This window comes from Lacticaseibacillus camelliae DSM 22697 = JCM 13995, assembly GCF_001436615.1.
In the GTDB taxonomy this organism is placed as follows: Bacteria; Bacillota; Bacilli; order Lactobacillales; family Lactobacillaceae; genus Lacticaseibacillus; species Lacticaseibacillus camelliae.
The window spans coordinates 1-26,984 of the sequence record NZ_AYZJ01000008.1 but is presented as its reverse complement, the minus strand read 5'-3'; the positions used below and the strand labels follow the sequence as shown (position 1 = coordinate 26,984).

Sequence of the window (26,984 nt, the reverse complement as noted above, 5' to 3'; positions counted from 1 at the left end):
CGGCACTTTTTTCGTCAAAAAAGCCGGGTGCAGCGGCACTCGGCTTTGAGAAGCTAATGAATTAAAGAAGGTGAATGTTGGCAGCTTCGCATTGGTCAATCATCGCCTGCGGCCAGACCGAGGCTTGGACCTCACCGACATGGGCCTTACCCAGGAGCAGCATGCACAGTCGGCTTTGGCCGATCCCGCCACCGATTGTGTATGGCAGTTTGCCTGCCAGCAGCAGCTTGTGGAATGGCAGCTCGGCACGGTCTTCGGCACCGGCCGCTTTGAGCTGACGGCGCATCGCGTCCTCATCGACCCGGATACCCATGGAAGAGATCTCAAGGGAGCAGCCAAGTGGTTCGTACCAGAACAGGATGTCGCCGTTCAGCTGCCAGTCGTCGTAGTCAGGGGCACGCCCATCGTGCCGCTTGCCGGACTTCAGCAGGCCACCGATCTGCATCAGGAAGACGGCGCCGTCTTCCTTGCAAATGGCGTCTTCACGCTCTTTTGGCGTGAGGTCTGGCCAACGGTCTTCCAGCTCCTGGGTGGTGTGGAAGTGAATGTCCTTCGGCAGATGGTGAACGGCCTGCGGATACTTGTACCACACCTCGTCTTCCATGTGCTTGATCACCTTGAAAATCTGACGGACGGTGTCACGTAGGGTCGCTTCGGTCCGTTCTTCTTTGGCAATGACCTTTTCCCAGTCCCACTGGTCGACGTAAATGGAGTGGAAGTTATCCAGATCCTCGTCTTTCCGGATCGCGTTCATGTTAGTGTACAGGCCTTCGTGCATGCCGAAGCCGTAGCGGTAAAGCGCCATGCGCTTCCACTTTGCCAGCGAGTGGACGATTTCCATCTGCTCGCCAGGCATGTCTTTCATGGTGAAGGAGACCGGCGTTTCCACGCCGTTCAAGTTGTCGTTTAGGCCAGTTGCCTTATCGACCATCATAGGGGCGCTCATGCGCTGCAGGCCAAGCTGCTTGCCGAATTCATCCTGGAAAGTCTCGCGGATGTAGCGAATCGCGGCTTCAGTTTCTTTAACAGACAGTTTTGGATCGTAATGTTCAGGAATAATTAAATGCATAATTGTCATCTCCGCAATTTATTTCAACAAGGACAGACATGGTCGGCGCGGGCTTTCGCGCCGGCACGCTAGGGACGAAAAAAGCCTTCCGTCCCTAACGCAAGGGACGAAAGACTTTTCGCGGTACCACCCTAGTTGCCTATGTAAAATAGACCACCTCAATCCGCACTGACATGCGGTTCCGGATGATAACGCGCCGGTTGCGTCTGCGCCTACTTTGGCCATGGCCATTTGGGGCAGAGACATGAGCAAGGGTTATTCGCCAAGAGCTTGGTCTAAGTGGGTTTTCACTGACCCCACATCACTGATAGAACGCCGTTGGTTACTGGTCTTGCAAGTCTTCGTTTGTGATTGTGACTACTTTAGCACGCGGCAGCAGATTTGAAAAGGGGGCAGGCCAAAAAGTTTTTCCGCTGATCGACCACCTCAAAAAAAGCGCCGGCGCGGCGTCGACGTTTTCTTCGGGTGGTGATTAATAGAACGACGGCTTCGGGCCATCCGTGTACGGTTGGTTGACGCCGAGCGAATCCTTAACGTACTTCTTAGGATCGTTGATCAGCTTGGTGACTAGGTCTGCGACACTCTTGCGTGAGACCTCGGTGCCTTTGAACAGGTCGTCGCGGTGCGTCAGCTCGTAGTCCACAGTGTCATTGTTTTGCAACCAGGCCGGGCGAATGATCGTGTAGTCCAAGTTGGAGTGTTCGATTACCTTGGCAGCGGCCGTGTACGGCTCCAAATAGCCGCCGTCCAACTGCTGGTGATTCCACTTGCCAAAGGCTCCTGGGACTTCGTTGTAGATGCCCAGCGTCGAAATCCAAATTAACCGGGTGACCTTGGCCAGGTCCATCGCTTGGACGACTGCCTTCGCCTGAGTTTCGATCGTTTTGCCGCCGCCCAGGTTGGCGTAGACAATGTCGATCCCGGCCATTGCTTTGTTCAAGGCGTCAGGATCGGTGGCATCGCCTTCGATGACGGTTTCCCGGTCTGGGTCGGTAACTTCCAGCCGCTTGGCGTTGCGCAAGAACAAGGTGAGGTGATGCTTCGTTTCACTCAACAACTGTTTTTCTGCAAGGCGGGCAATTTGTCCGTTTGCCCCTAAAATCAAGACATTACTCATGTGCTCACTCCTTATCGATTTAACGAATCAAGTGTAACACTTGGTTTTAGTAAGTCACCCGGACACTTCGGCTTGATTGTCCGTTACGCGATACCGGTCGAGCAAGCCGGTCAGGGCATCAGAGACAAATACGCGTAGGTTTTCCTCGACTGTGCTCGCGTCAGAACGACTGTCGGCTAGCAGCAGCTGAATGGTCGTAAACGCGTTCGCCACCAGCATTTGCGTCACGAAGCCTTGGTAGCTGGGCGTCATCACGATTTTTTCGTGCGTTGCCAGGTCGCGCAGGATGTGGTCGATCATATCGTGTAAATGGTGTTGAATGTAGTCACTCGGCGCGTTTTGATCGTCAATGGCGAGTGCCTTTTGGTAAAACAGGCGGTTAGCCGTGAAGTACTGGACCATGCGGTGCAAGGTGTCCGGCCAGCGGCGGTAGTCGCCGCAGTACCACACCCGCGCATCGATTTCGGTGCGATAGATGTAGCCGAGCACTTCGTATTTGTCGCGAAAGTGGTCGTAAAAAGTTTGCCGGCGCATGTGGGTGGCGGCCATGATCGTCGTCACGGTGATGGCCTTGAATGGCATGGTGATGACCAGCTGCTTGGTGACGCGGGCAATTTCGTCTTTGGTGGATGGCACAGGCATCCCTCCTTTACCCTCAGCTTAACACCAGGGGACAAGTGCTGGCCGGTTAGAGCAAAAAAATCCCCAAGCCAACGCTTGGGGAAAAATTCCTGCTAAAATTACCAGGCAATTTTGCCAGCGGCTTCAAGAAATTGGCCGTTGACGTCGTTGTTCTTAGCTAAAGCAAGCTCAGTGGCGGCTTTAGCGCCGGCTTCAACCGATTGTGCACCGTTTGCTTCGAACTGTTTCTTGTTGACCAAATCAGTGGCTGTCATGCCCGGGTTGACCGAGTTGAAGGTAATGTTGGTCCCAGCAAATTCTTTGGCATAACCCATGGTCAGCGCGTTGACCGCGGTCTTGGACGCCTGATAAGGCAGGTCATTAATCTTGGAGTAGCCGTACTTTGGATCCATCGCCCGAGTCAGTGAGCTCAAGTCGGAGGTCATGTTGATCACTTTTGCCCAGTCCGCGGCTTTAAGCAACGGCACCGCGGCCCGAATCACCCGATTGGTGCCATAGAAGTTGGTCGCAAAGCACTTTTCAATGTGCTCATCCGAGGTTTCGGAGGGTTTTTCAAAGGCGGGGCTGGAGATACCCGCGTTATTCAGCAGAATGTTCAGATAACCATACTTGGCCTTGATGGTCGCCATCGTTTCATCAACCGTGGCCTGGTCGGTGATGTCACAATGAGAAAGCAATACAGTGATGCCATCGTCCTGCAGTTCCTTCAAGGCGGCTTGACCCGCGGTCATGTCGTAGGCACCGATGATGATCACATGTCCCGCCTTGCCCAGGTTCTTGGCGTACTGAAGGCCCAGTCCGCGCTCTGCTCCGGTGATCAAAGTTATAATTTGTTTGTCTGCCAAAAAGAACACCCCTTTTATTTATTTGTTCATCTTAATTGTAGGCGCTGCCATCAATTTCAACAGCGAGATGTGCAACCAAAGAGGATAATTGTCTCATTTCACTTGTTTTCGTTTCGCGGGCTTTTTCGGTCAGTCGGTTTGCTATACTGAGGACTAGAAACGGAGGAATCGATAATGAACTATCGGGTATTAGGTAAAAGCGGGTTTAAGGTCAGCGAAGTCTCGTTGGGCACCTGGCAGTTGGGCGGTAAATGGGGGACACCCTTCAGCCAAAAGGACGCCGATGACACGCTGGCCGAGGCCTACGCCCAAGGGGTAAACTTCCTCGATACCGCAGACGGCTATCAAGACGGCAATTCTGAGCGAACGGTGGGCACTTTTGTCCGCGCGCATCCAGACGTTCACTTCACGACCAAAATTGGCCGCAAGGAGTCGCCGCTGACCGTCGACCACTTCGACAACGCCCACCTTGATCGGTACGTCGACGAGTCGCTGAAAAACATGAAGCTTGACGCGCTGGACATGGTTCTGCTGCACTGTCCGCCGATGGAAACCTACTATCGGCCCGAGATGTTCTGGCATCTGGACCAGCTAAAAAAGGCTGGTAAGATCCGGAACTACGGCGTGTCTGTCGAACGCGTTGAGGAAGGGCTCAAGGCGTTGCAGTACGATGTTAGCGCCGTCGAGATCATATTCAATATGTTCCGGCTGCGCCCAGCCGCCCACTTTCTCGCCACGGCAAAGGCGCAAAATGTCGGTATCTTAGCACGGGTCCCCCTCGCTTCGGGTCTGCTATCAGGCAAATACACGGCCACAACCAAATTTGCGCCGACGGATCAACGGGCGAACAACCGTCACGGTGAGCTGTTTGATAAGGGGGAGACGTTCTCCGGGGTCGACTACCTGACCGGAGTCAAGGCGGCGGCCGAGTTGAAGCGCCGGCTGGGCACGGAGGATTTGGCTGGGATGGCCCTGCGGTACATTCTCATGTACGATGCGGTGTCTGCCGTGATCCCCGGCGCCAGCAATCCGACCCAAATCGCGCGCAACACACGGGCGTCGGATCTGCCGGCGTTCACACCGGCACAGATGCAGATCGTCCGTGACGTTTACGATGAGTACATCAAAAATCCAGTCGATTATTTGTGGTAAAGCAAAGCCGCCCTGGCAAGAGCGGCTTTTTTGCATGTAAGCGATTGGAAAACAAAGTCCGACTGGCCAGATCGTGTGTCTCCACTTTCTGAGCGGTCAGTTGTCACCAGGGGACATCCGGCGCTGGTCGATGGCGTTGGCGTCAAGGAACCAGTGCCGGTGCCAATCCCCACTTAACGCGGTGAACGGCACCGGGGTCTTGCCCTGGGTTTTGACCTGGTCCAGCAGATAGTTGCGCAGGATCCAAGGATCATTGAGGGACTGTTGGGTCAGCGCAAAGAGGTGATCCAGCTTGGTGAGCGAGATCTTCAGGTCGGCTGCGACTTGCTGTTTCGTGAGGCCGGTCAGTTCAAAATTGGCTTGTAGTTCGTGGCGAGTGGCCGCCATTTGTTCGGGATTGAGTGACATTTGATCGTCTCCTTTTTGTTGTAATTACATTATAGTCAGGCACTGAAGCCAATGGCACCATGATATGCGACATTTATGTCTAGTTGTTTCAACAAAGACAATCTCAATTGTGCCTGAGTCCCCACAGTTTTGGTACAATGGAATTAATTCATGCCGTCAACGGCATCATTTTCTGGAGGCACAGCGGTGAACGCAATCGAACTGATCATTAACGAGTATGCAGGTAACGCGCGCACGAAGAAGCTCATTCCCAGTCTCATCACCGCGCTTCAGGCGCAGTTCGAGTTTGCGACCACGACGTACACGCACCAGGCAGGCGATGCGCGCAAGGCAATCGAGCGCATCGTCGCAGCAGTTGGGCCCACCGCCGCGCAGCCACAAATCGTGGTGATTGGCGGCGACGGCACGCTGCACGATGTCATCAATGGGCTGCAGGACCTTGGGCGCCCAGACATTCCCGTGGGTTACATTCCCAACGGTACTGGTAACGATTTTGCGCGGGCTCATGGCATTCCGCTGGATCCACTGGCCGCCGTGGCCGCACTGAAGACGGCCGTGCCGCACGAGGCGCGCATTGGCAAGGCCGAGACTGAAGAGTTCGGCACACTGTACTTCCTCAATAACTTTGGTATCGGGGTCGACGCGCGCATCGTTTATGACACCAACCATTCGCGGGCAAAGGCGCTGCTCAACAGCGTTCACTTGGGCCAGCTTTCTTACACGGCAAACATTTTAAAGGCGGTCTCAACCCAGCACGCGTTTAAAGCCACTGTTGGCGAACAGAAAAGCGTCGTGATTCCCAACGCGTTTTTGTGCGTGTTCACCAACCACCCGTTCCTTGGGGGCGGTCTCCGGTTATTTCCGGACGCGGCGCAGGACTGGCACCAGCTTAGTTTTGTTCTAGTGCGTAAGGAGAAGTGGCGGATTCTGATTCAGGTTTTGGGCAAAATTCTCAGTGGCCAGTCGGTGCACCCCAAGCTGGCGCACCTCAAGGGTCAGCGGTTCCGGTTTGAAACCATGGCGCACGAGCACATTCAGCTGGATGGCGAGGAATACAACGCACCGGTGCACGGCGTATTGAGCCAAACTGATCAGATGATGTTGCTGCCGGCCAAGTAGTGGCAAAAAGAGCTCGTTTTCCAAAATTGGGAAGCGAGCTCTCTTCATGTTGGTCACCGGTTGACGTAGTGGTTCATCCACACGGCAAAAATCAGGGCTAACAAAAGCGACAAGGCAATCGTGATCAGCCAGCCCCCTGGTGTGTGCTCGAACGGCAAGGGCACATTTTGCCCGAAAAAGCCTGAAACGATGGTCGGTGCGGTGAGGACGATCGACCAGATGGTGAGGAATTTCATGGTGTCGTTTAGATTGTTGTTGAGGATGTTGTTGTACGTGCCTTCCAACTGGGCCAAATTTTGACTGCCCAGGCTGGTCATGTCGACCAACTGCCGCGCTTCGATCAGCACGTCTTCAAGACGCTCTTTTTCCCGCGCGGAGAAACCGTGGTAAACAGATAGGCCCTTGAGCTGTTCAAGCACGCTCTGGTTTTGACGGGCGGCGTTACCCAGGTATAGTGCGTTGGTCTCCAGATCAGACAGTTCCAGTAGGCGCTTGCGAGTGGTTTTTTCCCGCAGGGTCTGCGCGATTTGATGGCGCTCGGTGTCGGCTTTTTCCATCAGGGGCATAAACCGCTGGGTGATCAGGTAGAGGCTTTCCAACAAGAACTGGTAAGCCGTCAAAGTGTGCGGGGCGTCAAACCGCTTGGTGAATTCCTCAATCAGGCTAGCGGCGTCGGCGTGGCCAAACGTTAAGAGGTCGCGATCCTTGATCACGAAGGTCATCTGGTGGGTTTCCGCCTGAGCGGCATCACCATCGGCGTCGGGGATGTTAAATACCAGCAGGAAGGTTTCTGCCAGACTGTCGTACTCGACATGGGCGCGCTCGTGGCGGTCGATCGCGTAACCCGTCTGCTCCGTGGAAAGCGCGTACTGCTGGGTGGCTGCTTGCACTGCCGCGGTGTCGTCTAAGTTGATGTGGTGCCAGGTCCAGCGCGCTTCTGCCATGGTGTGCCTCCAATCGCTAATGCTCTTATCATACAGCAACGGCGGCTTGCCGTCACCGTGGGGAAAAGCGCGGGTTTCGCGAAATAAATTAACGGTCAGGGTTGGCACCGAACGTATGTTTTGGTGTATACTTAAGCTACGAAAAAGAGAGGACGTATACTATGGTTAAGAAATCTGCGAATGGGCAACCGTCAATGGACAGTGGCGCCCGCGAACAGGCGCTGGATGCGGCGCTGAAGAAGATCAAAAAACAGTTTGGCGACGGCGCGGTCATGAAGATGGGTGACAAGTCCTTGACCAACGTGTCGGTCATCTCCACGGGGATCCTGTCCTTGGACCTAGCGCTCGGGGTCGGCGGCTTTCCCAAGGGTCGCGTGATTGAAATCTACGGGCCTGAAAGTTCAGGGAAAACCACGATCGCGCTGCAGGCCGTTGCCAGTGTGCAAAAGAACGGCGGGACTGCCGCATACATCGATGCTGAAAACGCGATGGATCCGAAGTATGCCGAGGCGCTGGGCGTCAATATCGACGACTTGCTGTTGTCTCAGCCGGATACCGGTGAGCAAGGCCTGGAAATTGCCGATGCGCTGGTGCAATCCGGTGCGGTCAACATTGTCGTTATCGACTCAGTCGCGGCCCTAGTGCCGCAAGCCGAAATTGAGGGCGAGATTGGGGACTCCCATGTGGGTCTGCAGGCCCGAATGATGTCGCAGGCGCTGCGTAAGCTGACCTCGACGATTTTCAAGACGCAAACTATTGTGATCTTCATCAATCAGCTGCGTGAGAAAATCGGTGTCATGTTCGGCAACCCTGAGACCACGCCAGGCGGCCGCGCGCTGAAGTTCTACGCGACCATTCGGCTGGAGGTCCGGCGCGCACAGCAGGTCAAGAACGGGACTGATGTGGTCGGCAACATCGTCAAAATCAAGGTCACCAAGAACAAGGTGGCACCGCCGTTCAAGACCGTTGAAACCACCATGAGCTACGGCCACGGGATCTCGCCCGAGGCCGACATGCTGAACTTGGGTGTGGATCACGACATTGTGGAAAAGGCGGGTTCTTGGTACTCGTACAATGGTGAGCGCATTGGGCAGGGTGCCGATAACGCGACGAACTACCTGATCGCGCATCCCGATGTGACCGAGACGCTCCGCAAGCAGTTGCAGGAGACGCTGTTTGGCAACGGTGATGACGATAAAGATGAGAAGGACGATAAGGACAAGCCTGCTGCCAAAGCCAAGGATGATCCCACGACCTTAGACATCGATACGTCGGACGACAAGTAAGCCATGAAAAAAGCGTTGCGAAATTTTTTCGCAACGCTTTTTGTCTGCGCTCAGATCAGGCGCTTACGCAGGGAACCGGAGATGAAGTCCGTCAGCGTGACCAGGATGATGATCCCGTAAAGGATGATGCCGACACGGCTCCAGGAACGCGTCTGGATGGCAAAAATCAGTGGGGTGCCGACCCCGCCGGCGCCCACCATCCCCAGGATCGAGGCGGACCGGATGGCCAGCTCGAAGCGATACAGCGTGTTGGAAACGAACTCCGGCATGAGCTGCGGCAGGCTGGCAATCAGGGTGACCTCCAGCCGCGTGCCGCCGGCGGCGGTGACGGCCTCCCCGGCCCCGCCGTCCATATTTTCAATGGCTTCAGAGAATAGCTTGGCCAGCATGCCGACCGAGTGGAACCCCACGGCCAGGACCCCGGCGAAGGAGCCAGGGCCCACCGCCTTGATAAACATCAAGGCGAGGACGATTTCAGGAAAGGTCCGGATCGCGGTCAGGACGAATTTGCCGGACCGGGTGGTCAGCCAGAACTTATTTTTAGTGTTGGCGGCCCAGAAGGCAAAGGGCAGGGAGATGATCGCGGAAATGAAGGTCCCGAGGAAGGCGATACCCAGCGTTTGCAGCAGGGTGGTGGTCAGGTCCTCGCCGTCGCCTGTCCAGACGTAGCTGAAATCCGGGTGGGCCAGACCATGCGCAATCGACTTGGTCACCATCCAGGCGTTTTGCTTGATGGCAAAGCTTGGCATGCCGGTGAACGACCAGATGATGATGGCCAGCGTCAGTACCGTGAAGAAAATGTGGCGGTAGCGGTGCGTGAGCGGGGCTTTTGGCAGTACGGATGAGTTGGTCATAGCAGTGCCTCCCTTGCTTTACCAGAGACGTAATCGATGACCAGCACGACCGCGAAGATGACGAGCACAATCAGCCCGACGCGGTCGTAGCGGAACATGGACAGGGCCTGCTGGAGATAGATGCCGATCCCGCCGGCGCCCATGTAGCCCAGCACGGTTGACGCGCGCACATTGATTTCAAACGCGTAAAGGACGTAGCTGATAAAGTAGTTCGCAATTTGCGGGACCACCGCAAAGCGAATGATCTCGATCTTGCCGGCCCCTGCCGCGCGCAGCGCCTCAAGCGGGCCAGGGTCGATGGTTTCAATGGCTTCGTAAAAGAGTTTGCCAACCATCCCAAAGGTGAAGATGGCGAGGGCAAAGATCCCGGCGATTGGTCCGATACCGACAACCGCGACGAACAAGGCCGCCAGCATCAGGTCCGGAATGGTCCGGACAATGTTCAGAATGAAGCGGAACAGGCCGACCACGAACTTGTTGGTCACAATATTTCGCGAAACCAGCAGGGCGTAGGGAAAGGCCAACGCCGAACCAATCAGGGTGCCGATGATGGACATTTTCAACGTCTGGATCATGGGATCGACCGTGTAATAGGCGTAGCTCCAGTCAACATGCGCCATTTCCTGAAAAATGACCAGGAATTGACTGATGTTTTCAAAGAACATGCCCATGTGCGCCTGCGTGATCCAGGCGGACCAGATCAGGCCAACAATCATGAAGACGGTCAGCGCCCATTTTTGCCAGTGCAGCTTGCGCTTCGGCAATGTGGAAGGAGCAGTCATGCTACGCCTCCTTTTCTTCGCCGCTGTAAATCTCGGCGATGGCCTCGTCCGTTGCTTCCGCTACCGGCCCGTCGAAGACCTTTTCGCCGGCGCGGATGCCAATGATGCGGGTGGCGTAGGCCTGGGCGAGTTCGACAGAGTGAAGGTTGGCGACAACGGTGATGCCCATTTCGCGGTTGATGCGCTGCAGGTCATCCATGACGCGCTTGGTGGTTTGCGGATCAAGGCTGGCGATCGGCTCGTCGGCGAGGATGATCTGCGGCTGCTGAGTCAGCGCGCGGGCAATCGAGACGCGCTGCTGCTGGCCACCGGAGAGCTGATCGGCCCGGGTGTAAACCTTGTCCTGCAGTTCAACGGTCCCCAGCGCATCATACGCGCGCTGTTTGTCTTCCGCAGAAAACAGCCCGAAGATCATCTTCCAAGTGGGGTAGTAACCCACGCGCCCGGTCAGCACGTTTTTCAGGACAGTCGCCCGGTTGACCAAGTTGAAGTTTTGAAAAATCATGCCAATCTGGCGGCGAATGTGCAGCAATTGTTTGCCTTTTGCCTTGGTGATCGAGGTGCCGTTGATCCGCACGTCGCCCTCGGTGACGTCGTGCAGGCGGTTGATGGCCCGCATCAGGGTGCTTTTGCCCGCACCGGACAGGCCCACGACAACGACAAACTCGCCGGGCTGAATGGTCAAGTTGATGTCCTTCAAGCCGACAACGCCGTTCGGATAGATTTTTGAGACATGGTCAAATTCGATGACCGGTTTTGCTGATTCTGACATTGACTTTCCTCCACGTTTCCCGCTACGCATAGCAAAAGCGCTAGAAGGCTAGCGCTTTTGCGTGCAACCATTACTTGTTGTTCGTTTCCCCATTAGCGATCTTATCGTATTTCCGAACAATGTCGAATTGCGAATCCTTCGCCTTCACGTACCCTTCATGGGTGTAAATGCTGGAGATGATCTCGTGCCCCTTCTTGCTCTTGGCAATGGTCCGGAAGGCCTTGCTGAGCTTGGTGCGGAAGGCTTTGCTCATGTCGGTGCGAACGGAGATCGTATCGTTTGGAATCGGCTTGGTGAAGTAGATCGGCACGACCTCGTTCATGATGTTCGGCACATCCTTCTTGACCACGTTGCGGGCATCCTCAAACACGAACGCAGCATCGGTGTCGCCGTTCAGAACGGACATGACGCCTTGGTCGTGCCCCTTAACGGTGACCAGGGTGTTGTCCTTAGGAATGTCCACGCCCTTCTGGGAGAGCTCAGCGACCGGCCAGATGTACCCGGCGGAACTGGTGACGTCTTGCACCGCGATCTTCTTACCCTTCAGGTCCTTGTAAGACTTGATGCTGCTGCCTTTTTTGACCAAAATCTCGGAGCGGTAGGAGTCGACGAGTTTGTCGGTGTTCTTGCCGCCTGGTTGCTTGATACCGTAGCGCTGTGCCATCAACAGCACATCCGCGGCGCCTTGCTTGTGGGCCTGAACGTAGCCGTCAGGTGGCAGGAACCCAACGTCCACTTGCTTGGACTTCATGGCCTCAACGATTGAGTTGTAGTCGGTTGAAACTGTGACCTTGACTGGGATTCCCAACTGCTTCTTGAGCAGTCCCTCCAGCGGCTTGGCCTTAGCCTCGATCGTGTTGGCGTTACTTGATGGTACGAACTGGATGTTCAAGGATTTAGGCGTGTAGCCGTCCTTGCTGGAACTGCTGGTGCTGGACTTGCTATTGCCGCAGGCGGCTAGTGCCAAGGTTGCGGCGGCAGCCAGCGTGACTGTTGCCAATTTTTTCCAGAGCTTCATCAATATCTCCCCCATAGTGTGAGTGTCGGTTGTCCACTGGCAAAAGCCGAACATTAGCGGCAATTCGCAAGCTTGAATATAACCCGTTAACGATTCGATCCCTGCCAGCCATTTTGTAGTATAGGCGAGAAGGTTCTCAATTTCAATCCTAATTGTCCGCTTTATCATCAAAAAGTTCGGAATTTCGCGAAAATTTTCATGAGATTTTCAGAAAGTATTCTGATATTGGCTTACTGATAGTATCCGAACAATCAATTTGTAAGCAACCGGTTTCTAAAGCCCATTTTGGGCTTTAACGGTGTTAACGCTGTGAGGGCCGCCAGGTCAAAAAACGCCCAGGCGATCTGCCTGGGCGTTCATGTTATGGGGCAAGGACCTTTTCGGCTGCAGTGATGGTGTTGTTAATGGTTTCATCCGTGAGCGGCTGATTAAAGTATAGGAACGAGGCCGCCACGCCGCCAACCAGCGACCAGAGGTACTTCAGCACGGTGTGATTGCTCCAGGCGACCAATTCGCCGTTGGCCCGGAGCCGGTCCAGCGCTTCGTCCAGTGCCTCCCAATACGCCTCGGGCAGCTGAGCCACCAGCTGCTGTCGCACCGTTGCTTGATTGAGGAGTTCCGTGATGAAGACCTTCACCAAGGCGGCGTTATCGCGCAGCATTTGAAGCCGCCTGCGAATCAGGCTCTCGCAAAAGTCATGGCGCGTCTGAAACGGGCTGGCCAACTCGCGGTCGACCAGGTCAGAGACTGCGACCGGAAAGATCCGGTGGGCGACGGGCTGGATGATGGCATTCAGCAGGCCGCGTTTGGAGCCAAAACGCGCAAAAATATTGCCTTCCGCCACCCCGGCGCGCTTGGCAATTTCATGTGTACTGGCGTTGGCGTAGCCCTTTTCAGCAAATACTTCAATGGCGCTTTCAAGAATTTTACGCTGCTTTGGCGTCAGATTGCCGAAGACCTGCGCGTAATCGGAGATAGTGAGATCCGCCATGACTAGTCCTTTCCCCGCCAGCCGGCGATGTCATCCCGGCTGAACTGGTAGGTGAGCTTACGCTGATAGGCGCGCTCGTACGCCTGACACTTCTGCCGGTAGTCTTGCTGCATCATCGCAATCGAGTTCTCGCGGACCGACTTTTGCGGGTCGGGGAAAATCGAAGGCATAATCTGCATACTGTACCCAACCTTGTTGAATGCGGGACTGACCTGTTTGGCCAACGTGTGAATCGCCACGAAACAGGAGATGACCGGCACGTTGAACCGTGCGGCATAGTAATAGGCACCGCGCTTAGGCGGCCGCGGCTTGCGGTAGTTGTACCACATTTCCTGTTCAGGGTAGATCAGGACCTTGTGCTGGCGCTTGAACACCGTGTCCAGCAGGTCGGGAAACTCGTGGGCCAAATAGTTTACATCGGCAGAGATCGGCAGGATGTCGGCATTGTTAAAGACGTACCCGAGTGTGCCTGGCATCTCCAAATTGGTGGTCTGACTCACAATGTACAGACGCGGCATGCCCAAGGCTTTGCGGACAATGAGGTTTTCCACTGGACTGAAGTGGTTGGACGTGACAATCGCCGCGCCAGGAACCGCCGCCAGGTTTTCGCGACCGGTGACCTGAATGCCGTGACCGATCCACCGCGCGGACAGATTCATGCCGGTGCGGACGATGACGTTGTTGAAGCGGTGGCGCCAGGTGGTCTGGCTGGCCAGGTAATGGTCGATCACCGCTTTTTCCGCGGCGGGCGGCAGGGTTGGATCGTTGACCTCGACTTTGTCGTTGAACCGCCCGTCCTGAACGGCCCGCTCGATGTTTTTGATCACAGGAGTGTGCGGATCTGCAGACTTTTTTTCGATCATATCTGTACTTGCCCTCCCTGGGCTTCAACACTGGCAAACGTGATGGGTTCAGCACCTGTGGTGGCGGCCAGAGTCATGAGGTCCTGCTTGTGCTTGATGTCGCCTTGCACCTGCTTTTCACCAAAAGCCGTCCGCGTGGCGCGCAGGTTGGCGGCCACCTGTGGCAATTCATCGGCATAGTGCCAGAAATAATGGTCGTTTGGCACTTGCGCATAATGCCATGGCTTGTCGAATAAGTTGTAGTGGATGATTTTGGGGGTCGTGACCTGCGGCCGGTCGCCCTGCACGTTCCAGCTCTCGTCAAGGTGAGTCATGCGGTCGCGCGTAATGGCGTTGATGTAGTCCTGATCAGGCGCCAGGCTGTGGAAGTGGTACTGGTTGAGAAGCTTGAGAAAATGATCTGCAAACTTGACGCGCCGCATGCCGGCCAAATCCATCAGCAGCACGCCGGAGTTGCAGTACTGGTGGACGTCGACGCCGATGGCATCGCGGGTGTAGGCAGTGGTTTCCGGATTGACGGCCATGAACGGGTCGTGCACGGCGCCGAGCAGGTCCCCGTGCAGGTTTTCTGCAAAAAGCTCAGCAATGTCAGTCAGCACCACCGTGTCGGCGTCTAGGTAGACGGCTCGGTCCAGAGCCGGGAAAAGTTCGGCAATGAACAGGCGGAAGTAAATCGTAAAGGTGAAGTAATCGGCGCGTAATTTGTTGTTTTTGTCGGTGATTTGGGCTTTGAGCCGGTCGGCAATTGATTCAAAAGAGACTGTCACATTGGCGGTTTGCTCGGCTTGAATCTGCGCCTTGTGAGCTGGCGTCAAGTGTTCAGTCATCACGATCACGTGGTACTGGTTGGTCGCCGCCGTATTGCGGGTCAGTGAATGCAGCGACACGGTCAGCGGATCGACATAATTGTCGTCGACCGCGTAAAAAATTGAGTAAGTCATTCGATCATCCTTTTCTGGCGTTTCGCACGGTTGCATAATCGTCGTAAACGGCTTTTGTTTGAGTGTTCGAGTTGACAAGCATGGTTTGGACTGAGTCAACTTGCCAGGGCTTAACCGTGACTGGATGGAACCAGGGCCAGAACTTCAGCCGCGTGGAGAAATGCAAGAACACGGTATCGGGGTGCGGACCGTGCTGATCATTGTATTTGCGAGGGGCGAGCCGCTTTTCTTGTGCGAGCTTGTTTAGCGCGCTCTGGTCTGGCATAAACATCCGTCTGCGTGCGATGCGTTCGCGGCAGCGGGCGAACAGCCCAGTTTGCTTGATTCGCTTGAGGTTGAGCAGCAACACCCCAGAGTTAATATAGTCGCGCAGGCGCCGGCCATGGTGAAAGTACCACTGACCGTAGTGATCCAGCACGCCGACTAACTCTGTGTCGGTCAGGGGTTGGTCATAAAACTTACGCGGGTCAGCCACTGCCAGCACGTCTGCGTCTAGGTACAGGAGCCGGTCTGGCAGGCTAGGGATCAAATCGGCGTACAGCCGCAGCATGCAGTACGGGGTGAAGCGGGTCTGCCAATTGGCGGTGGGTGGCATCTCGGTTAGCAGAGTGGTCAAATCGCACTTGGTCACAGAGCCGCCAGCATGGTGGGTTTTTACCACCTGCCGCAGCTCGTTGATTGCCGCATCCGGGAAGGGACGATAATTGGTGCCTGCCACGCTGATGGCCGCCGTGAAGACATAGATGTGCAGTGGCGCTTCGACCTGTTTGGTCAAAGACAGTACAGACAGCAGCACGCCATCGCGAACATGGTCATCACCGCAGTATAGGATGTTCATTTGGCTCGCCTCCGGTAAATCACATGCTGGTAGGTACTGGCTTGGGTGCGACTGGCCATTTGCGAGTGCACCACTTCTGCCAGTTGTTTTCGCTGCACTTGAGCGGGCTGAGTCCGATCAGGCGTAAAAGGGCCATCGACGTATACGGTGACGCCGTGTTTTTGGTATGTTGTGGTGAAAGTGAAGACCGGGGCCTTGAATGCCACGGGGTAATGAAACGCGCCGGTGACAAATGGTCTGATGCCGGTGTAGTAAGGCCATACATGGGCTTCTGGGTACACGGCCACTGGGGCACCGGTTTTCACTAGGCCGCGCAGGTAGCTGAGGAAACGTCTGGTTTGCGCGGCCGTTTCCGGTAGGATCACACCCCCGCCCAGCTGAAGGATCGGCCCGAAGAACGGCACGCCGAGGTTGGCTGCAGACGCCAGCGTGTAGGCACGCTGCGGGTCTGCCAGCAGTATGGGCATGAACGGATCACCAAACGGTTGCGTGTGGTTGCCGTAAAGGAAGTAGGCTTGATCGCGATAGGGCGCAAGCTTTTCGCGCCCGACAAGCCTAGCGTGCAGAACGCCTCGCCAATACAGACGACCGACCTGTTTCATGGTGTGATAGACGACGGCACTTTTGAAGGCTGCCCACAGGCCGGTTTTGGCCCACTCGTAATCAGGTGGCAGCGGGGTGGTTTGGCGGCTTGTTGTCACGAGGTCCGCACCAAAATCGGTGTATTCCTGCACGCGTTGTCTCATCTTGCCGCCTCCTTTGAGTGAGTACTCACTTTAATAGGGTAAGTATACTGAAAACGGCCCTCTTGTCAAGTGAAAACGCCTGCCATCGGGCCTGTAATAGGCATGACACCGGCGCTCTGCTGCTTTCATTACCAGCTTGCTGACATGATTCTCAGCTTTGTTTGGCAAGTCGGCGGGCATTGGCCTAAGATTAAAGCAGGACGAGAAAGGAGCGGGTTTGGATGACCGCATGGGTATTCACGGATATGGATGGGACGTTGCTGGATGAGACCGGCCGCGTGCGCGACAGTAACGCGCAGAAAATCAAGCAAAGCGGCTTGCCGTTAACGCTGGTTTCGGCGCGTTCACCTAAAGAAATGCAGGAGGCCATCACCGCACTGGACTTGCGTGGGCCACAGATCGCGTATAACGGTGGGATGATCTTCGAACCGCTCGCCACTGGTCGCAAAATTTTGTCGGCGCTGCCGATGCCGACCACTTCGGCCAAGCAAATTATCACTGACATCATCGAGCGCTTTCCCAGCACCTCTGTTAGCTATTACGACGGGGCGGACTGGTACGCGGAGCGCATGGACGATAACCTGCGCGGCGAAATTGCCGTGTCGCGCTTGATGCCGACCTTTGCGCCTTACCAAGAGGTTTTTGAACGGCCGCGGCGGATCATGAAAATCATGCTGATCGACTTTGATGCCAGTGTGATGGCTCAGATCCATGACTTTTTTGCGACTCATGATTTTCCGGGAATCAATGCGCGCTCCTCTAACGCGGCCTGGTTGGAGATCACCAGTGCGGAGGCAGAAAAGTCTCGAGGTATTAAGCACGTACTGGAAACTGAGCATCTAGATACCAAGGACGTGGCCGCGTTTGGGGACGGACAAAACGACCTGCCGATGCTCACCATGGTCGGGACGCCGATCGTAATGGCCAATGCGGCACCAGCCATTAAGCAGGTGGCCAAACATATCACCAAAAGTAATGTGGAGGATGGCGTCGGCTACGGCATGCTTCACTTCTTGAAAGCATAAAAACAGGGATCGCGACAATCAAGTCGCGGTCCCCGTTTACGTTGATGACTTATTTTTTGGCGGGCTTCTTGGCAGCGGCGATCAGCGCATCGTTGATGGTTTGCGCAAACAGCACGTTGCCGTCTTGGTGGCCGCCGAAGTGGACGCCGTCGGTACCTTTAAAGACGTGTGGATGGGCGGCAGCAGTGGTTGCCCAGTCGGCGAGCGTGACCCAGTCGTGGCTGGCGGGCAGCGCGCGCTCAAGCACCGTCAGCTTACTGGAATTCCAGTCTGACTGCGCTTTGCCGTTGTACGGGGTGACCAGCACCAGTTTGTGGCCGGGTTCAAGTGTGTCAAGCAGCTGCTGCAGGACTTTGGCGTAGTCGGCCAATGAATTGGTTCCGCAGGCGATGACCACAAACTCGCGTAAGGTGCCGGCTTGCTGCTGTTGTGCCACCAGGCTGACAGCCTGATTCATGGTGCGATCGCCTTCTGCATCCACCAAAGCGTTGGCCACGTGGGCCGACAAATAGCTGGCGGTGCCGAGAGTGACGGAATCGCCGATGATCGAGACGCCGGCGGGGATGTGGTGTGCAGCCGCCGTACTCTGATGATTTTGGGCCTGATAGCCGTGTGGGTCACCTTTGGCCGCTTGGGCGGCTGCGGCGCGTGATTGTGCGAGTCTAGTCTCAGCGGCAGTTTGGCGCGGCGTGTGTGCGGCCACAATTTCCGGTTTGGCGCGGCGGTACTGGGCAATGTCCTGCTGAATGCCTTCCGTCCACAGCGTGGTATCCAGTTGAGAAAGCGCTGGGGCCGCTTGGACCTGGCGGCCGGTGACCACGGTCAGGGCGGCCGCGATGACAAAGACCCCGGCCACCGCCAGGCTGTTGTGTCTCAGGTGTGTTTTGCCAGCGATCAGTGGCTCTATCACGTACACGGATAAGGCGGCGAAGCTCAAACTCAGTGCAAGGGTGGCGGCAATCGCCTGACCCGAGTTTAACAGTCGGCTGAAAATGACGAAAAGCGGCCAGTGATAGAGGTAAATGCCGTATGACAGTGCGGCCAAAATGGTGGTGATTTTGGGCTCTTCAACCGTTGGGGTGTGCTCGTGCAGCAGACGCGCAGCAACAATCATGATCATGACGAGCAGGGTGGCGATCAAAAGTCCAATTGGATAGGTGCTGGCGGCATCAAACTTGATAGTCGTGCCGAGCCATACGGTCACACCAGTCGCGAGAAGGAGGACAACGCCAGTCTCCCAGGCGTTAGTGCGACTAACCAGCCGGCGAAACTACATGGGGACGACGGCAACACCGGTCACTGTGGCGAGCAGTGCACCGGCAAACAGCGGGAAGGCGTGCGTCAGGCTTGAAAAATACACCGGGGTGAAGTCCTTTAAGCCTTGGCTCTGTTGCCACATCAGGTAAAGACTGGCTGCTGTGAAAAGAAGGGCAAGGGTGAACAGGATGCCGCGGAACCGTACGCGGCGCTCACGCATCGGGACTTCAGGATTTTTCAGCAGCCGGCTGATTCCCCACACCAGCACGCCCCAGAACAAGTAGAACTGCATCTCAACGCCCAAAAACCAGGTATGCACGAATAGGTGGGGGATAAAATTGTTCGCGTAGCTGCCACCGGTGGCAATTTCGTACCAATTCGTCACAAACCCCAGGGCCGCAGCAATCTGCTTGCCCAAGCCAGTGATTAGGTCTGGGGACACCAGCAGGGTGAAAGGCACCACGATTAAGATCATCATAATGACGGCTGGCACGATGCGGTAAAAGCGCCGGCGCAAAAAAGCGATGAGATCAAAGCGCTGCGTGCTGGAGAACTCATCAATCATCAGGCTGGTGATCAGGAAGCCTGAAAAAACAAAAAATAGGTCGACCCCGATAAAACCACCAGGGTAGCCCACCTTGAAGAAGTGATAGCCGAGGATCATCAGGAGGCCTAATATCCGGATCAAGCCAAACCACTTAATGTGTTGATGCTGCATGGTATTGGCCATTCTTGAAGTACCCCCGCAATTGTTTGCCCTGCTTGGTCGTCAACGTCCCCTGGCCAGTCAGTGCCCCATTTTTGAACTGGCCTGTATAGCGCCACCCGGCGTGAGAGGAGAACTTGCCTGAACCGTTGAAGCGGCCCGCGCGAAATTCACCAACGTAGCGGTCGCCATTTGGTTCAGTCAGCGTCCCGTGCCCACTGAACTTGCCCTTCAGCATCTGCCCGTCGTAAACGATTTGGCCGTCTTGCAGCGTGTAGTGGGTCGTGATCCGGGGCGCGGGGCGTAGCGCAAAGCTGGCGGCGGCAAGAATCAGTGCCACCGTCAGAAGCTCTAGGCCGGTTCTGAGGCGATGAGTAAGCAAAGTGGGCCTTCTTTCTAAAAAGTTACTAATTAATCATACTTGAAAACACAATTGAAGCAAGGACATCACGGGGATTTTTCAATGATTTGCATAATGTGTGGGTCAAAGGGAGGTCGATCACATGGAAGAGCGAGTCGGGGCGGCCGGGCTCATCTTGGCCCTTGCCGGGTTATTGCTGCTGGGGGTGCCGATTGTTGGCTGGCTGTTTTACATTCTTGGGCTGGTGGTTAGCTTCTGGGGCGTCTTTCGCGCGCGTCCGCACTTAGCCTGGTGGGGCATCACTGTGTCGGTGGCCAGCGCGGTGCTGCGGCTGACGGTTTCGATTTTTATTGCCGGCTAGACACAAAAAGCCCGGTGCAGCGACCAATCTGTCGTTGCACCGGGCTTTTTTGACTGGCGGCAAAGGCTGAGCCGGCCTTTATGCTGGCAGACGCTTAAACGCCTCGGAGATTTGCTTGACCTCGTCGACGCTGAGTGTGACGTCCAGTGCCCCGGCATTTTGCGTGGCCTGTTCAGGCGTCCGGGCTCCGGGGATGACGACCGCGATCGCCGGATCCTGGATGTACCAGGCGAGGATGACCTGGGCCGCAGTTGCCTGGTGATGGTCCGCAATTGGCTTGACGGTATCGGTCAATGCCGCTGTGATCGCCGCAAACCGGGCGCCCTGGAAATTCGGTTTGCCGGCCTGCCAGCTATCGGCACTGAACACTTGGTCTGCCCGATACTTGCCGGTGAGTAGGCCTGACGCCAGCGGGAAGTACGGCACAAAGCTGATCCCGTGTTGCTGCAGGTAGGGCATCAGGGTATCTGCCGCCTGCCGGTCGATCAGGTTGTAGGCGTCCTCGACGATGTCCACATAACCATCCTGATTGGCCTCCTTGAGTTGCTCCAAGCTGAAGTTAGACACCCCGATTGCTCGAATCTTGCCCGCCTCTTTCAGTCGCTCAAGCGCGCCCACTGCCTCGTACTTAGGGGTGTCTTGATCCGGGAAGTGGATGTAAAAGATGTCGATGTAATCTGTGCCGAGGCGTTCAAGCGCATTGTCGACCTGCCGCGTTAAAAATGCCGGTTGGTTGTTCGGCTTCAGTTCCCGATCCGGATCTTGCGCCGCCTTGGTCGCAATCACGATTTGGTGCCGATCGTAGTCCGCGATGGCCTGACCGATCAGGTTTTCCGAGTTGCCCAGGCCGTACATGAACGCTGTGTCGAGCATGGTGATGCCATGATCCAGCGCAGCTTTGACGGTTTGGATGCCGGTTTGGTCGTCGAGCGCCTTGAACAGGTTATGGCCGCCGACTTTGTTGGTTCCAAGGCCAAGCGGGCCGGATACCACGTCGCTATGGCCGATTTTTACAGTTGTTGTCATATGCTCACCTCCTGATTAATGTACCACGATTGACTTCAGGCCGCCTGCGTCAATTAGCGGAAAATCAGCGTGTTCGTGCCGGTCAGGTTGAGGATGTACAAAAATAGCACCAGTGCGTTCACAATGAGCGAAAGCACGATGACCGCGTACCGAATGGTGAAGTTGTGGGTCCAAGTGGCAAAGTTGAACCAGCCCAATTTCTTTCCTTTGTAGGTAATGGTCATGATCAACAAGGCCAGTACGATCACGCTTTGGCCCACCAGGCCAAGGTGATACAGGGCGGCACTTTGGGCTTGGAGCCGATAACTGCCAAACGCGATCGCGTCCAGCAGAATTGCAATTAACGGCATCTTGATCCTCCTTTTTATCGCCACAGCGAAGTTAAGCTGATTGTAGCACGTCTTAGCGCTGTGGAAAGGGGACCAGGTCGGCATGCCGAATATCGGCGATACTGACCTGGGCATTGCCGATGCCGACCTCGTCCCAGTCGGTGTACCCCTGGACTTTTCCGCCCAAGGGTGCGGCCAGCCGGCCTTCCGGGGTGAGATGCTTCAACTGCACGATGACACTTTGGCCGCTGGCAAACGCCGTAGCCAGAATGTGGCGCACTGCCGCCTCGCTTTGCTGCGGCAAGGCGACTTGATCTTGTAAGGCCGCCTCGGCTTTTGCCTGTTTTTTCAAGGCGGCGGTATGGTCGGACAGGTAGTAGCCTTGCCATTTTTTCATGCCGCGGTCGTGGTAATGATGCGCAAAAAAGTCTGCCACGAGATGCGTGAAGGCCGCTTGACCAATTTGGTCGGCGTAAGTCATGTGCACGACTCCTTTCAAGATAGACTTACCGCCATTATACGAACAAATGTTTGCAAAATCAATCATGCAGTCAGCCGCACGTTGTAACATAAAAAGGCGATAGGAACGGCGCTTAATCAAAGCTTAAGCATTTTTATGACGATTATGTTACAAAAGTGTTGCAGATGTGGGTATACTATAGCCATAAAGAAGAGCGGGGAGTGATTGTGATGAAGAAGTGGTTTTTGATCAGTGCGTTAACGTTGGGCTTGATCGGCGGCGGTGCCGGAGCGGCCACGAGTCACATTGATGAGGCAAGCACTGAACCCAAGGTGAGTGCGCCTGTCGTCAAGACCTCCAAGGCTAAGGCCAGTGTTAAAGGCGCAAAAGCTGCTGCCGTCAGTGCCAAGGTTGCCCAGTCATCCAAGGCGCCGGTGGCTTCGGTCAAGCCAGCCGCAAAGACCACTCAACCTGCGTCAAAACAACCCGCCTCAGCGGCGAGCGTTAAGACGCAAGCAACTGCCTCACAGACAACAGCAGTCAAGCCGGCCGCCCAGCCGACAGCTGGCCTTGCCGCCTACTACGGGACTTGGCACAACCAGGCTGTGACTTTGACGCTATCAAAAAGCGCGCTGACCGTTGCGCAACCGGGCCAGCCAAGCGTGACGACCAGTTACCAGGTAACCGCCAGCGGTGCGGGTTACTTGTTCACCCCGACAGGCGTTGAGGCGGATCCCTTGCAGCTGGTGCTTCAAAACGGGCAGCTCAGTTGGGTGACTGGTGCCAGTGCACCGCTCGTTTTGGTTCGTTAAGCAAAAATAAATCCCAGTGCTTCCGCGCGAAAAATTTGCTGCGGCAAGGCACTGGGATTTTTGAGCGGGTAGGGAAAGCGTATTAGTGATCAACGCCCAAATGGTAGCCGAAGAACGACAGGGTGCCGGGAAGCGCAAACTGCGTGTAATCACGCGCGTGACCGGAGCCAGGCACGACATGGACGGCAATATCGCGTTTAAACGCGGCGGCTTGTTCGAGAAAGCGGAAGACTCCTGGCAGTGGGACCAACTCATCGGTGGAATTGTACATCAGGGTGGGCCCAAGCTTTTCCGTCAAATGGTTCAGCGGGTTCACGGCAGTCAGCCGGGCCGGCGTCAAGTCGCCGAGGTAGGTCTGCACGAAATATTTATAGAAGCTTTCGTGAATGGCGTGTGGTTCAGTGATGCCGAGCTCTTGCTTGGCGTCGACCGAAGCCTTGACGGTTTGGTGCTGCTGGACCCAGTTGGCAAAGTCCACGACAGCGGACCAGGTGACGACCGGTTGGCCGCCTTGAATGCTTTCGCTGATGGCCATAGTGCCGCCGACACTGGCGCCGAGTAGGCCGACTTTGGCGCGGTCAAACTCATAGTCACTGGCGGCAAACCAGGCGAGAAACGCGTGCAGGTCGTCCTGGGCAGCAGGAAACTGATGTGCTGGGGCCAATCGGTAATTGATCAAAGCGGCGACGTAACCGGCGTCGGCCAAAAGCTGGCCGATCTCCTGGTCACGTGTTTTATCACCGCGGAACCACCCGCCGCCGTGAATATAGACAATGGCCGCGCCGTTGGGCTGGTCGGGTACGTAAATATCGGCCTGTTGGGCGGGGTCGCTGCCATAAGCCAGATCTGTATCAATCATCGTTTGTCCTCCTTGAAAAGTGTCTACCTTCAGCTTAGTCCACTTCTCGCAACTATGGCAAGCGCTCCCAGCAAGCCAGCCGTGTTCAAGCACGCCAAAGTCCGTTATAATTCGAGGCGGAGGGATCAAGACAATGAATTTTTCGTTTCAGTACTCAGCAGAGCGCGCGACCACGGTCAAGCGCGTGTTGATGCGCCAAGGCGTGAGCCACCGGCTGCTCACAAAACTATTTGCGGCAAACGCCGTCTTTTTGAATGGCGAACCCACAGTCAACCAGCCGGTGATCCACGGGGACAAGATCCGCTTTGAGCTCCCGGCTGCCGATACGGTCGCGATCAGTCACGACCCGCTGACCGTTGTCCAGGAGCTTGACAATTGGCTCATCGTGAATAAGCCAGTGGGGTTGGCCAGTGTGCCTGGTCCCAGCGCCCCCACGGCCAGTCTGCTCAATCGCGCTGCCGGGTACCTGGCAGCGGCTGGGATCGACGGTCCGCAGCCCGCGGTCATGACGCGCCTGGACCGCGACACTTGCGGCCTGGTGCTGATCGCCAAGCACATTTTTGCCCAAGGTAAGTTGGATCAGGCCGAGGATAATGGCCTGACCAAGCAGTATCAGGCTGTGGTGAGCGGCATCCTGGACCCGGCGGTGGGGACGATCACGCTGCCGCTGGCGAAGGCGGCAGATGGGATCCACCGTGAAGTGCGCGAGGGCGGGCAAACGGCGATCACGGATTACGCGGTCGCCGCCACCCACAACGGGTTGAGCCTTGTGAACATTGTGCTGCAAACTGGCCGGACGCACCAGATCCGTGCCCACTTTGCGGCGATCGGACACCCGCTAGTCGGTGACCCGTTGTACGGCCAGGCTACTTCTGAGTATCCTCATCAGTTGCTGCAGGCGAGCGGACTGACGTTCACGGATCCGTTCACCGGGCTGACGCACAGCTATCACTTGCCGCTGCCGGCAGATTGGCCCGCTTTTCCGGCATAAAAAAACCGCCTCCGAGGAGACGGTGGTAGTCGCTAGGCCTAAGCGACGAGCCGAATTACTTTTTAACTTCAGTAAACTCAACACGGCGGCGCAGCTTTGGAGAATACTTCTTCAAAGTCAAACGATCCGGTGTGTTGCGCTTGTTCTTGGAAGTCAAATAGATCCGTTCGCCAGTTTCGGCGCAAGCAAGAAGAATGTGATCACGCATGCTCAAGCACCTCTTTCTATATATGAACCTTAATAGCATACCGGAATCAGCCAAAAAGTCAAGGGAGAAGAGCAGATGGAGCTGAAGGGAACGCGCGTGACGATCCGGCCGATGCGGGCTGACGATGCCGCAGCGTACTTAGCACTGACCCAAGACCCGGCGGTCGCGGGACCGGCGGGGATGGGTCGACTGGCCGATTTACAGGCGGCCCAGCAGCACCTAAAAAACACTAAAGACACAGAATTCGCCGTGGTGCTAAACGGTCAGCTGATTGGAGAGGTCGGCATTTACCCCCGCACCCAAGACCCTGATGACCCAGTCGCCTCGACCCGTGAACTGGGGTACGCCCTAGGCCAGGAATACTGGGGTCAGGGCCTTATGACCGAGGCGCTGAGGTTGGTGGTGAAGGACCTGTTTGCCCAGGGAATCACAGCATTGTGGGCAGGGGTGTTCCCGGATAACCGTCGCTCAATTGCGGTACTGGCCCGCTTGGGCTTTGAGTATCGCTTCACGGCACCGCTGCCGGCAGTGCTGGCCCACGGCGAAAATCGCGCGGAGGCGTATTTTGAATTAAGCAATGAAAATTCTCCTCAGGACTAGCTTACAATTTGTAAAGCACGGCTTTCATTTCAGCCGGCAAAAGAAATGTCGTGGCTGGCGCAAGGTAATGGTATAATGAAACTGAAAAATTAAAATGGAGGTTTCATAATGAGTACCCAAGCTGATTACGATGATATATACGCCAAGCGGCTTGCCGCAATTGAGAAAGATCCGGCCCTGACGATCCTGTCGAGCATGAACCAGCCTCAGGTTGAAGGCGCAAAGGCCACGCAGTACATCGTCTACACCGACTACCAGGCAAACGCCCGCAAGAGCAGTTTCACGATCAGCGTGTACACGCCGTTTGAAAATGTCGACAAGTACGGGCACTCCAAGGCCGACTTTCAAGCCCAACTGCTGTTTGACCTGAACGCCTGGCAGAAGGCCATGCACATCACTGTACTGGAAACGCTAGGGTCGGAGAGTCGCCTGGCTTTTTATGATTTTCAGGACATGGGCCTCGCCCAGCTCGCGCTCAAGGCGTTTCTCAACCTGGCCAACAAGGCTGACGTGGAGAAAATCGACGGCAACATCTCGAGCTTCGATAAGGAAAACTTCGACAAACTGGCTCATATTTTCCGCAAGTTCGGGTTTACCGTGAAAGTTTCAGACGCTGCGCAAGGCATCGCTAAAATCGAAAAGAGCCTTAAATAAGTGTTTATAAGCATCGTCGGTTTTTGCCGGCGACCTTTTTTTACCTCGGTTTGACAGCGTTTTCAGTCCCGGCTACAATGGGCGTATCTGGGGGATTCGGGAGGGACAGTATGCTAACACCAAGCGTAAAGGTTTTTATGTACATGTTGACAATGTCAGATTCGCCGACCGTGGGGACCGAGCCGGTGTGGCATGACCGCTACCGACTGTCGCCTGCGCGGGTGATCGCCCGCCTGCTTCGCCGGGGGCTGATCCAGCCGGTGCCAGGGAATGCCGTGCGCTACGAGCTGACGCCCAAGGGCCAGGCGGCACTTAGCGATATCGACGGGTGGCTGTGGATCCACGAGTATTATTTGCCGGACGTGATCGATTTTGCACATGTGCTGACGTTGCCGTGGCTGCACCCGAAAATTGATTACCACTTCATTGAGCACATGCTTGCTGAGGCCAAAGCCAAGTACGCAGACGACGCCACCTATCAGGCCCTGCTACTGCGTCATCAGCTGCGCCTGGAGTACGATACGCATCATGATACGGATGCGATTCAGACGCTGATGGCCTTGATCGATGCGGATCTTGATCCGCAGCCGGACGGCACCGAGTTGACTTATCAAACCACCTGGGCGAAGATGAGCGAATTTGAAAAGAATATTCTGAAGACGCTTCTCGGGCGGCTTAACTGGACGTTGGCCGACTTCGAGATGCAATTTTCTGCGTGGCTGGACCAGCAGCCAAGAAGGCCGCGGGTGTTTACGCGCTTCGAGTTGATGACCATCGTCATGTACGAAATTGGTGGGGCCACGCCGCAGCTTTGCGCGCTTTACAAAAAAGCCGCCGCCAGGGCCAAGAAGCAGGCCGCCGCAGCTGCCGATGAGATGTGTGACGCCTGAAGTCAAACAATCTAAGATTAGTTCCGGTGAGAATTGAGGCTTCACCTCGATTCTTACC

Annotated in this window: 33 protein-coding genes; 10 read left to right on the top strand and 23 right to left on the bottom strand. The window is 55.8% G+C overall.

What is annotated here, in order from left to right:
- Positions 1–61 precede the first annotated feature (61 nt).
- The 4 genes from asnA to FC75_RS01045 form a co-directional block, all read right to left on the bottom strand.
- Positions 62–1,069 (bottom strand): aspartate--ammonia ligase, encoded by a 1,008-nt coding sequence (gene asnA, locus FC75_RS01060; protein WP_056988855.1) that lies wholly within the window; start codon positions 1,067–1,069, stop codon positions 62–64.
- Between the two features lie 472 nt (positions 1,070–1,541).
- Positions 1,542–2,186, bottom strand: a complete 645-nt coding sequence (locus FC75_RS01055) for an SDR family oxidoreductase (protein WP_054665068.1) — start codon at positions 2,184–2,186, stop codon at positions 1,542–1,544.
- 54 nt (positions 2,187–2,240) lie between these two features.
- The gene (locus tag FC75_RS01050; RefSeq protein WP_056988853.1) at positions 2,241–2,822 is read right to left on the bottom strand and encodes a TetR/AcrR family transcriptional regulator C-terminal domain-containing protein; all 582 of its coding nucleotides are present in this window, start codon (positions 2,820–2,822) and stop codon (positions 2,241–2,243) included.
- A 104-nt stretch (positions 2,823–2,926) separates the two neighbouring features.
- A complete protein-coding gene (locus FC75_RS01045) occupies positions 2,927–3,673 on the bottom strand; it encodes an SDR family NAD(P)-dependent oxidoreductase (protein WP_054665078.1) in 747 nt (248 codons plus the stop codon).
- A 174-nt stretch (positions 3,674–3,847) separates the two neighbouring features.
- Here FC75_RS01045 and FC75_RS01040 point away from each other — a divergent pair, with 174 nt between their 5' ends.
- Complete coding sequence (locus FC75_RS01040; RefSeq protein ID WP_082623072.1) at positions 3,848–4,825, top strand: aldo/keto reductase; 978 nt, start codon at positions 3,848–3,850, stop codon at positions 4,823–4,825.
- A gap of 96 nt (positions 4,826–4,921) precedes the next feature.
- Here FC75_RS01040 and FC75_RS01035 read toward each other — a convergent pair whose 3' ends face one another.
- Complete coding sequence (locus FC75_RS01035) at positions 4,922–5,233, bottom strand: DUF2316 family protein (protein WP_054665081.1); 312 nt, start codon at positions 5,231–5,233, stop codon at positions 4,922–4,924.
- A gap of 186 nt (positions 5,234–5,419) precedes the next feature.
- Here FC75_RS01035 and FC75_RS01030 point away from each other — a divergent pair, with 186 nt between their 5' ends.
- Positions 5,420–6,352, top strand: coding sequence for a diacylglycerol/lipid kinase family protein (locus FC75_RS01030; RefSeq protein WP_156314426.1), 933 nt, complete (start codon positions 5,420–5,422; stop codon positions 6,350–6,352).
- Between the two features lie 53 nt (positions 6,353–6,405).
- On the opposite strand, the gene FC75_RS01025 is transcribed toward FC75_RS01030, so the two are convergent.
- Entirely contained in the window at positions 6,406–7,296 is an 891-nt protein-coding gene (locus FC75_RS01025; RefSeq protein WP_056988848.1) for a magnesium transporter CorA family protein, read from the bottom strand.
- Between the two features lie 194 nt (positions 7,297–7,490).
- Here FC75_RS01025 and recA point away from each other — a divergent pair, with 194 nt between their 5' ends.
- Positions 7,491–8,582: a recombinase RecA gene (recA, locus tag FC75_RS01020; RefSeq protein ID WP_054665094.1), complete on the top strand. Its 1,092-nt coding sequence runs from the start codon at positions 7,491–7,493 to the stop codon at positions 8,580–8,582.
- A 50-nt stretch (positions 8,583–8,632) separates the two neighbouring features.
- Here recA and phnE (FC75_RS01015) read toward each other — a convergent pair whose 3' ends face one another.
- From phnE (FC75_RS01015) to FC75_RS00975, 9 genes are all read right to left on the bottom strand, one after another.
- A complete protein-coding gene (gene phnE, locus FC75_RS01015) occupies positions 8,633–9,436 on the bottom strand; it encodes a phosphonate ABC transporter, permease protein PhnE (RefSeq protein WP_056988846.1) in 804 nt (267 codons plus the stop codon).
- Entirely contained in the window at positions 9,433–10,218 is a 786-nt protein-coding gene (phnE, locus tag FC75_RS01010; protein WP_054664794.1) for a phosphonate ABC transporter, permease protein PhnE, read from the bottom strand. The genes phnE (FC75_RS01015) and phnE (FC75_RS01010) overlap by 4 nt, the downstream gene beginning before the upstream one ends.
- Before the next feature lies 1 nt (position 10,219).
- On the bottom strand, positions 10,220–10,990 hold the full coding sequence (gene phnC / locus FC75_RS01005; protein ID WP_056988844.1) for a phosphonate ABC transporter ATP-binding protein: 771 nt from the start codon (positions 10,988–10,990) through the stop codon (positions 10,220–10,222).
- A gap of 70 nt (positions 10,991–11,060) precedes the next feature.
- Complete coding sequence (locus FC75_RS01000; RefSeq protein WP_056988842.1) at positions 11,061–12,008, bottom strand: phosphate/phosphite/phosphonate ABC transporter substrate-binding protein; 948 nt, start codon at positions 12,006–12,008, stop codon at positions 11,061–11,063.
- A 361-nt stretch (positions 12,009–12,369) separates the two neighbouring features.
- Positions 12,370–12,999, bottom strand: a complete 630-nt coding sequence (locus tag FC75_RS00995; protein ID WP_054664797.1) for a TetR/AcrR family transcriptional regulator — start codon at positions 12,997–12,999, stop codon at positions 12,370–12,372.
- 2 nt (positions 13,000–13,001) lie between these two features.
- Positions 13,002–13,862 carry a 1-acyl-sn-glycerol-3-phosphate acyltransferase gene (locus tag FC75_RS00990; RefSeq protein WP_056988840.1) on the bottom strand — a complete coding sequence of 287 codons (861 nt, stop codon included), beginning with the start codon at positions 13,860–13,862 and terminating at the stop codon, positions 13,002–13,004.
- Positions 13,859–14,803: a glycosyltransferase family 8 protein gene (locus FC75_RS00985; protein WP_056988839.1), complete on the bottom strand. Its 945-nt coding sequence runs from the start codon at positions 14,801–14,803 to the stop codon at positions 13,859–13,861. The genes FC75_RS00990 and FC75_RS00985 overlap by 4 nt, the downstream gene beginning before the upstream one ends.
- A gap of 4 nt (positions 14,804–14,807) precedes the next feature.
- Positions 14,808–15,641, bottom strand: coding sequence for a glycosyltransferase (locus FC75_RS00980; protein WP_082397794.1), 834 nt, complete (start codon positions 15,639–15,641; stop codon positions 14,808–14,810).
- The gene (locus FC75_RS00975) at positions 15,638–16,387 is read right to left on the bottom strand and encodes a lysophospholipid acyltransferase family protein (protein ID WP_054664808.1); all 750 of its coding nucleotides are present in this window, start codon (positions 16,385–16,387) and stop codon (positions 15,638–15,640) included. The genes FC75_RS00980 and FC75_RS00975 overlap by 4 nt, the downstream gene beginning before the upstream one ends.
- Positions 16,388–16,608: 221 nt before the next feature.
- Between FC75_RS00975 and FC75_RS00970 the strand changes: the two genes are divergently transcribed.
- The gene (locus FC75_RS00970) at positions 16,609–17,412 is read left to right on the top strand and encodes a Cof-type HAD-IIB family hydrolase (protein WP_056988838.1); all 804 of its coding nucleotides are present in this window, start codon (positions 16,609–16,611) and stop codon (positions 17,410–17,412) included.
- A 49-nt stretch (positions 17,413–17,461) separates the two neighbouring features.
- On the opposite strand, the gene FC75_RS12950 is transcribed toward FC75_RS00970, so the two are convergent.
- From FC75_RS12950 to FC75_RS00955, 3 genes are all read right to left on the bottom strand, one after another.
- Positions 17,462–18,616 carry an acyltransferase family protein gene (locus FC75_RS12950; RefSeq protein WP_056988836.1) on the bottom strand — a complete coding sequence of 385 codons (1,155 nt, stop codon included), beginning with the start codon at positions 18,614–18,616 and terminating at the stop codon, positions 17,462–17,464.
- Positions 18,617–18,682: 66 nt separating this feature from the next.
- Entirely contained in the window at positions 18,683–19,399 is a 717-nt protein-coding gene (locus FC75_RS12945; protein ID WP_056988834.1) for an acyltransferase family protein, read from the bottom strand.
- On the bottom strand, positions 19,368–19,757 hold the full coding sequence (locus tag FC75_RS00955; protein ID WP_054664825.1) for an MORN repeat-containing protein: 390 nt from the start codon (positions 19,755–19,757) through the stop codon (positions 19,368–19,370). Before FC75_RS00955 ends, FC75_RS12945 begins: the two co-directional genes overlap by 32 nt.
- Positions 19,758–19,878: 121 nt before the next feature.
- On the opposite strand from FC75_RS00955, the gene FC75_RS00950 reads away from it, so the two are divergent.
- Positions 19,879–20,097 (top strand): hypothetical protein, encoded by a 219-nt coding sequence (locus FC75_RS00950; protein WP_054664828.1) that lies wholly within the window; start codon positions 19,879–19,881, stop codon positions 20,095–20,097.
- A 78-nt stretch (positions 20,098–20,175) separates the two neighbouring features.
- On the opposite strand, the gene FC75_RS00945 is transcribed toward FC75_RS00950, so the two are convergent.
- From FC75_RS00945 to FC75_RS00935, 3 genes are read right to left on the bottom strand one after another with little or no spacing between them, the layout of a single operon-like run.
- Entirely contained in the window at positions 20,176–21,123 is a 948-nt protein-coding gene (locus FC75_RS00945) for an aldo/keto reductase (RefSeq protein ID WP_056988832.1), read from the bottom strand.
- Positions 21,124–21,176: 53 nt separating this feature from the next.
- On the bottom strand, positions 21,177–21,473 hold the full coding sequence (locus FC75_RS00940; RefSeq protein WP_054664831.1) for a hypothetical protein: 297 nt from the start codon (positions 21,471–21,473) through the stop codon (positions 21,177–21,179).
- A 52-nt stretch (positions 21,474–21,525) separates the two neighbouring features.
- Positions 21,526–21,933 carry a hypothetical protein gene (locus tag FC75_RS00935; protein WP_056988830.1) on the bottom strand — a complete coding sequence of 136 codons (408 nt, stop codon included), beginning with the start codon at positions 21,931–21,933 and terminating at the stop codon, positions 21,526–21,528.
- A 209-nt stretch (positions 21,934–22,142) separates the two neighbouring features.
- Here FC75_RS00935 and FC75_RS00930 point away from each other — a divergent pair, with 209 nt between their 5' ends.
- A complete protein-coding gene (locus FC75_RS00930; protein WP_056988828.1) occupies positions 22,143–22,724 on the top strand; it encodes a hypothetical protein in 582 nt (193 codons plus the stop codon).
- A gap of 82 nt (positions 22,725–22,806) precedes the next feature.
- Here the strand turns inward: FC75_RS00930 and FC75_RS00925 are convergent, their stop codons facing one another.
- Positions 22,807–23,583: an alpha/beta hydrolase gene (locus tag FC75_RS00925; RefSeq protein ID WP_056988826.1), complete on the bottom strand. Its 777-nt coding sequence runs from the start codon at positions 23,581–23,583 to the stop codon at positions 22,807–22,809.
- Positions 23,584–23,716: 133 nt separating this feature from the next.
- Here FC75_RS00925 and FC75_RS00920 point away from each other — a divergent pair, with 133 nt between their 5' ends.
- Complete coding sequence (locus FC75_RS00920) at positions 23,717–24,574, top strand: RluA family pseudouridine synthase (RefSeq protein ID WP_054664837.1); 858 nt, start codon at positions 23,717–23,719, stop codon at positions 24,572–24,574.
- 55 nt (positions 24,575–24,629) lie between these two features.
- On the opposite strand, the gene rpmG is transcribed toward FC75_RS00920, so the two are convergent.
- Complete coding sequence (gene rpmG / locus FC75_RS00915) at positions 24,630–24,782, bottom strand: 50S ribosomal protein L33 (protein WP_054664841.1); 153 nt, start codon at positions 24,780–24,782, stop codon at positions 24,630–24,632.
- 75 nt (positions 24,783–24,857) lie between these two features.
- Between rpmG and FC75_RS00910 the strand changes: the two genes are divergently transcribed.
- The 3 genes from FC75_RS00910 to FC75_RS00900 all read left to right on the top strand — a co-directional run bounded on the left by FC75_RS00910 (position 24,858) and on the right by FC75_RS00900 (position 26,926).
- Positions 24,858–25,382 carry a GNAT family N-acetyltransferase gene (locus tag FC75_RS00910; RefSeq protein ID WP_056988824.1) on the top strand — a complete coding sequence of 175 codons (525 nt, stop codon included), beginning with the start codon at positions 24,858–24,860 and terminating at the stop codon, positions 25,380–25,382.
- A 108-nt stretch (positions 25,383–25,490) separates the two neighbouring features.
- The gene (locus FC75_RS00905; RefSeq protein ID WP_054664849.1) at positions 25,491–26,036 is read left to right on the top strand and encodes a hypothetical protein; all 546 of its coding nucleotides are present in this window, start codon (positions 25,491–25,493) and stop codon (positions 26,034–26,036) included.
- 143 nt (positions 26,037–26,179) lie between these two features.
- Entirely contained in the window at positions 26,180–26,926 is a 747-nt protein-coding gene (locus tag FC75_RS00900; protein WP_235808683.1) for a hypothetical protein, read from the top strand.
- Positions 26,927–26,984 lie beyond the last annotated feature (58 nt).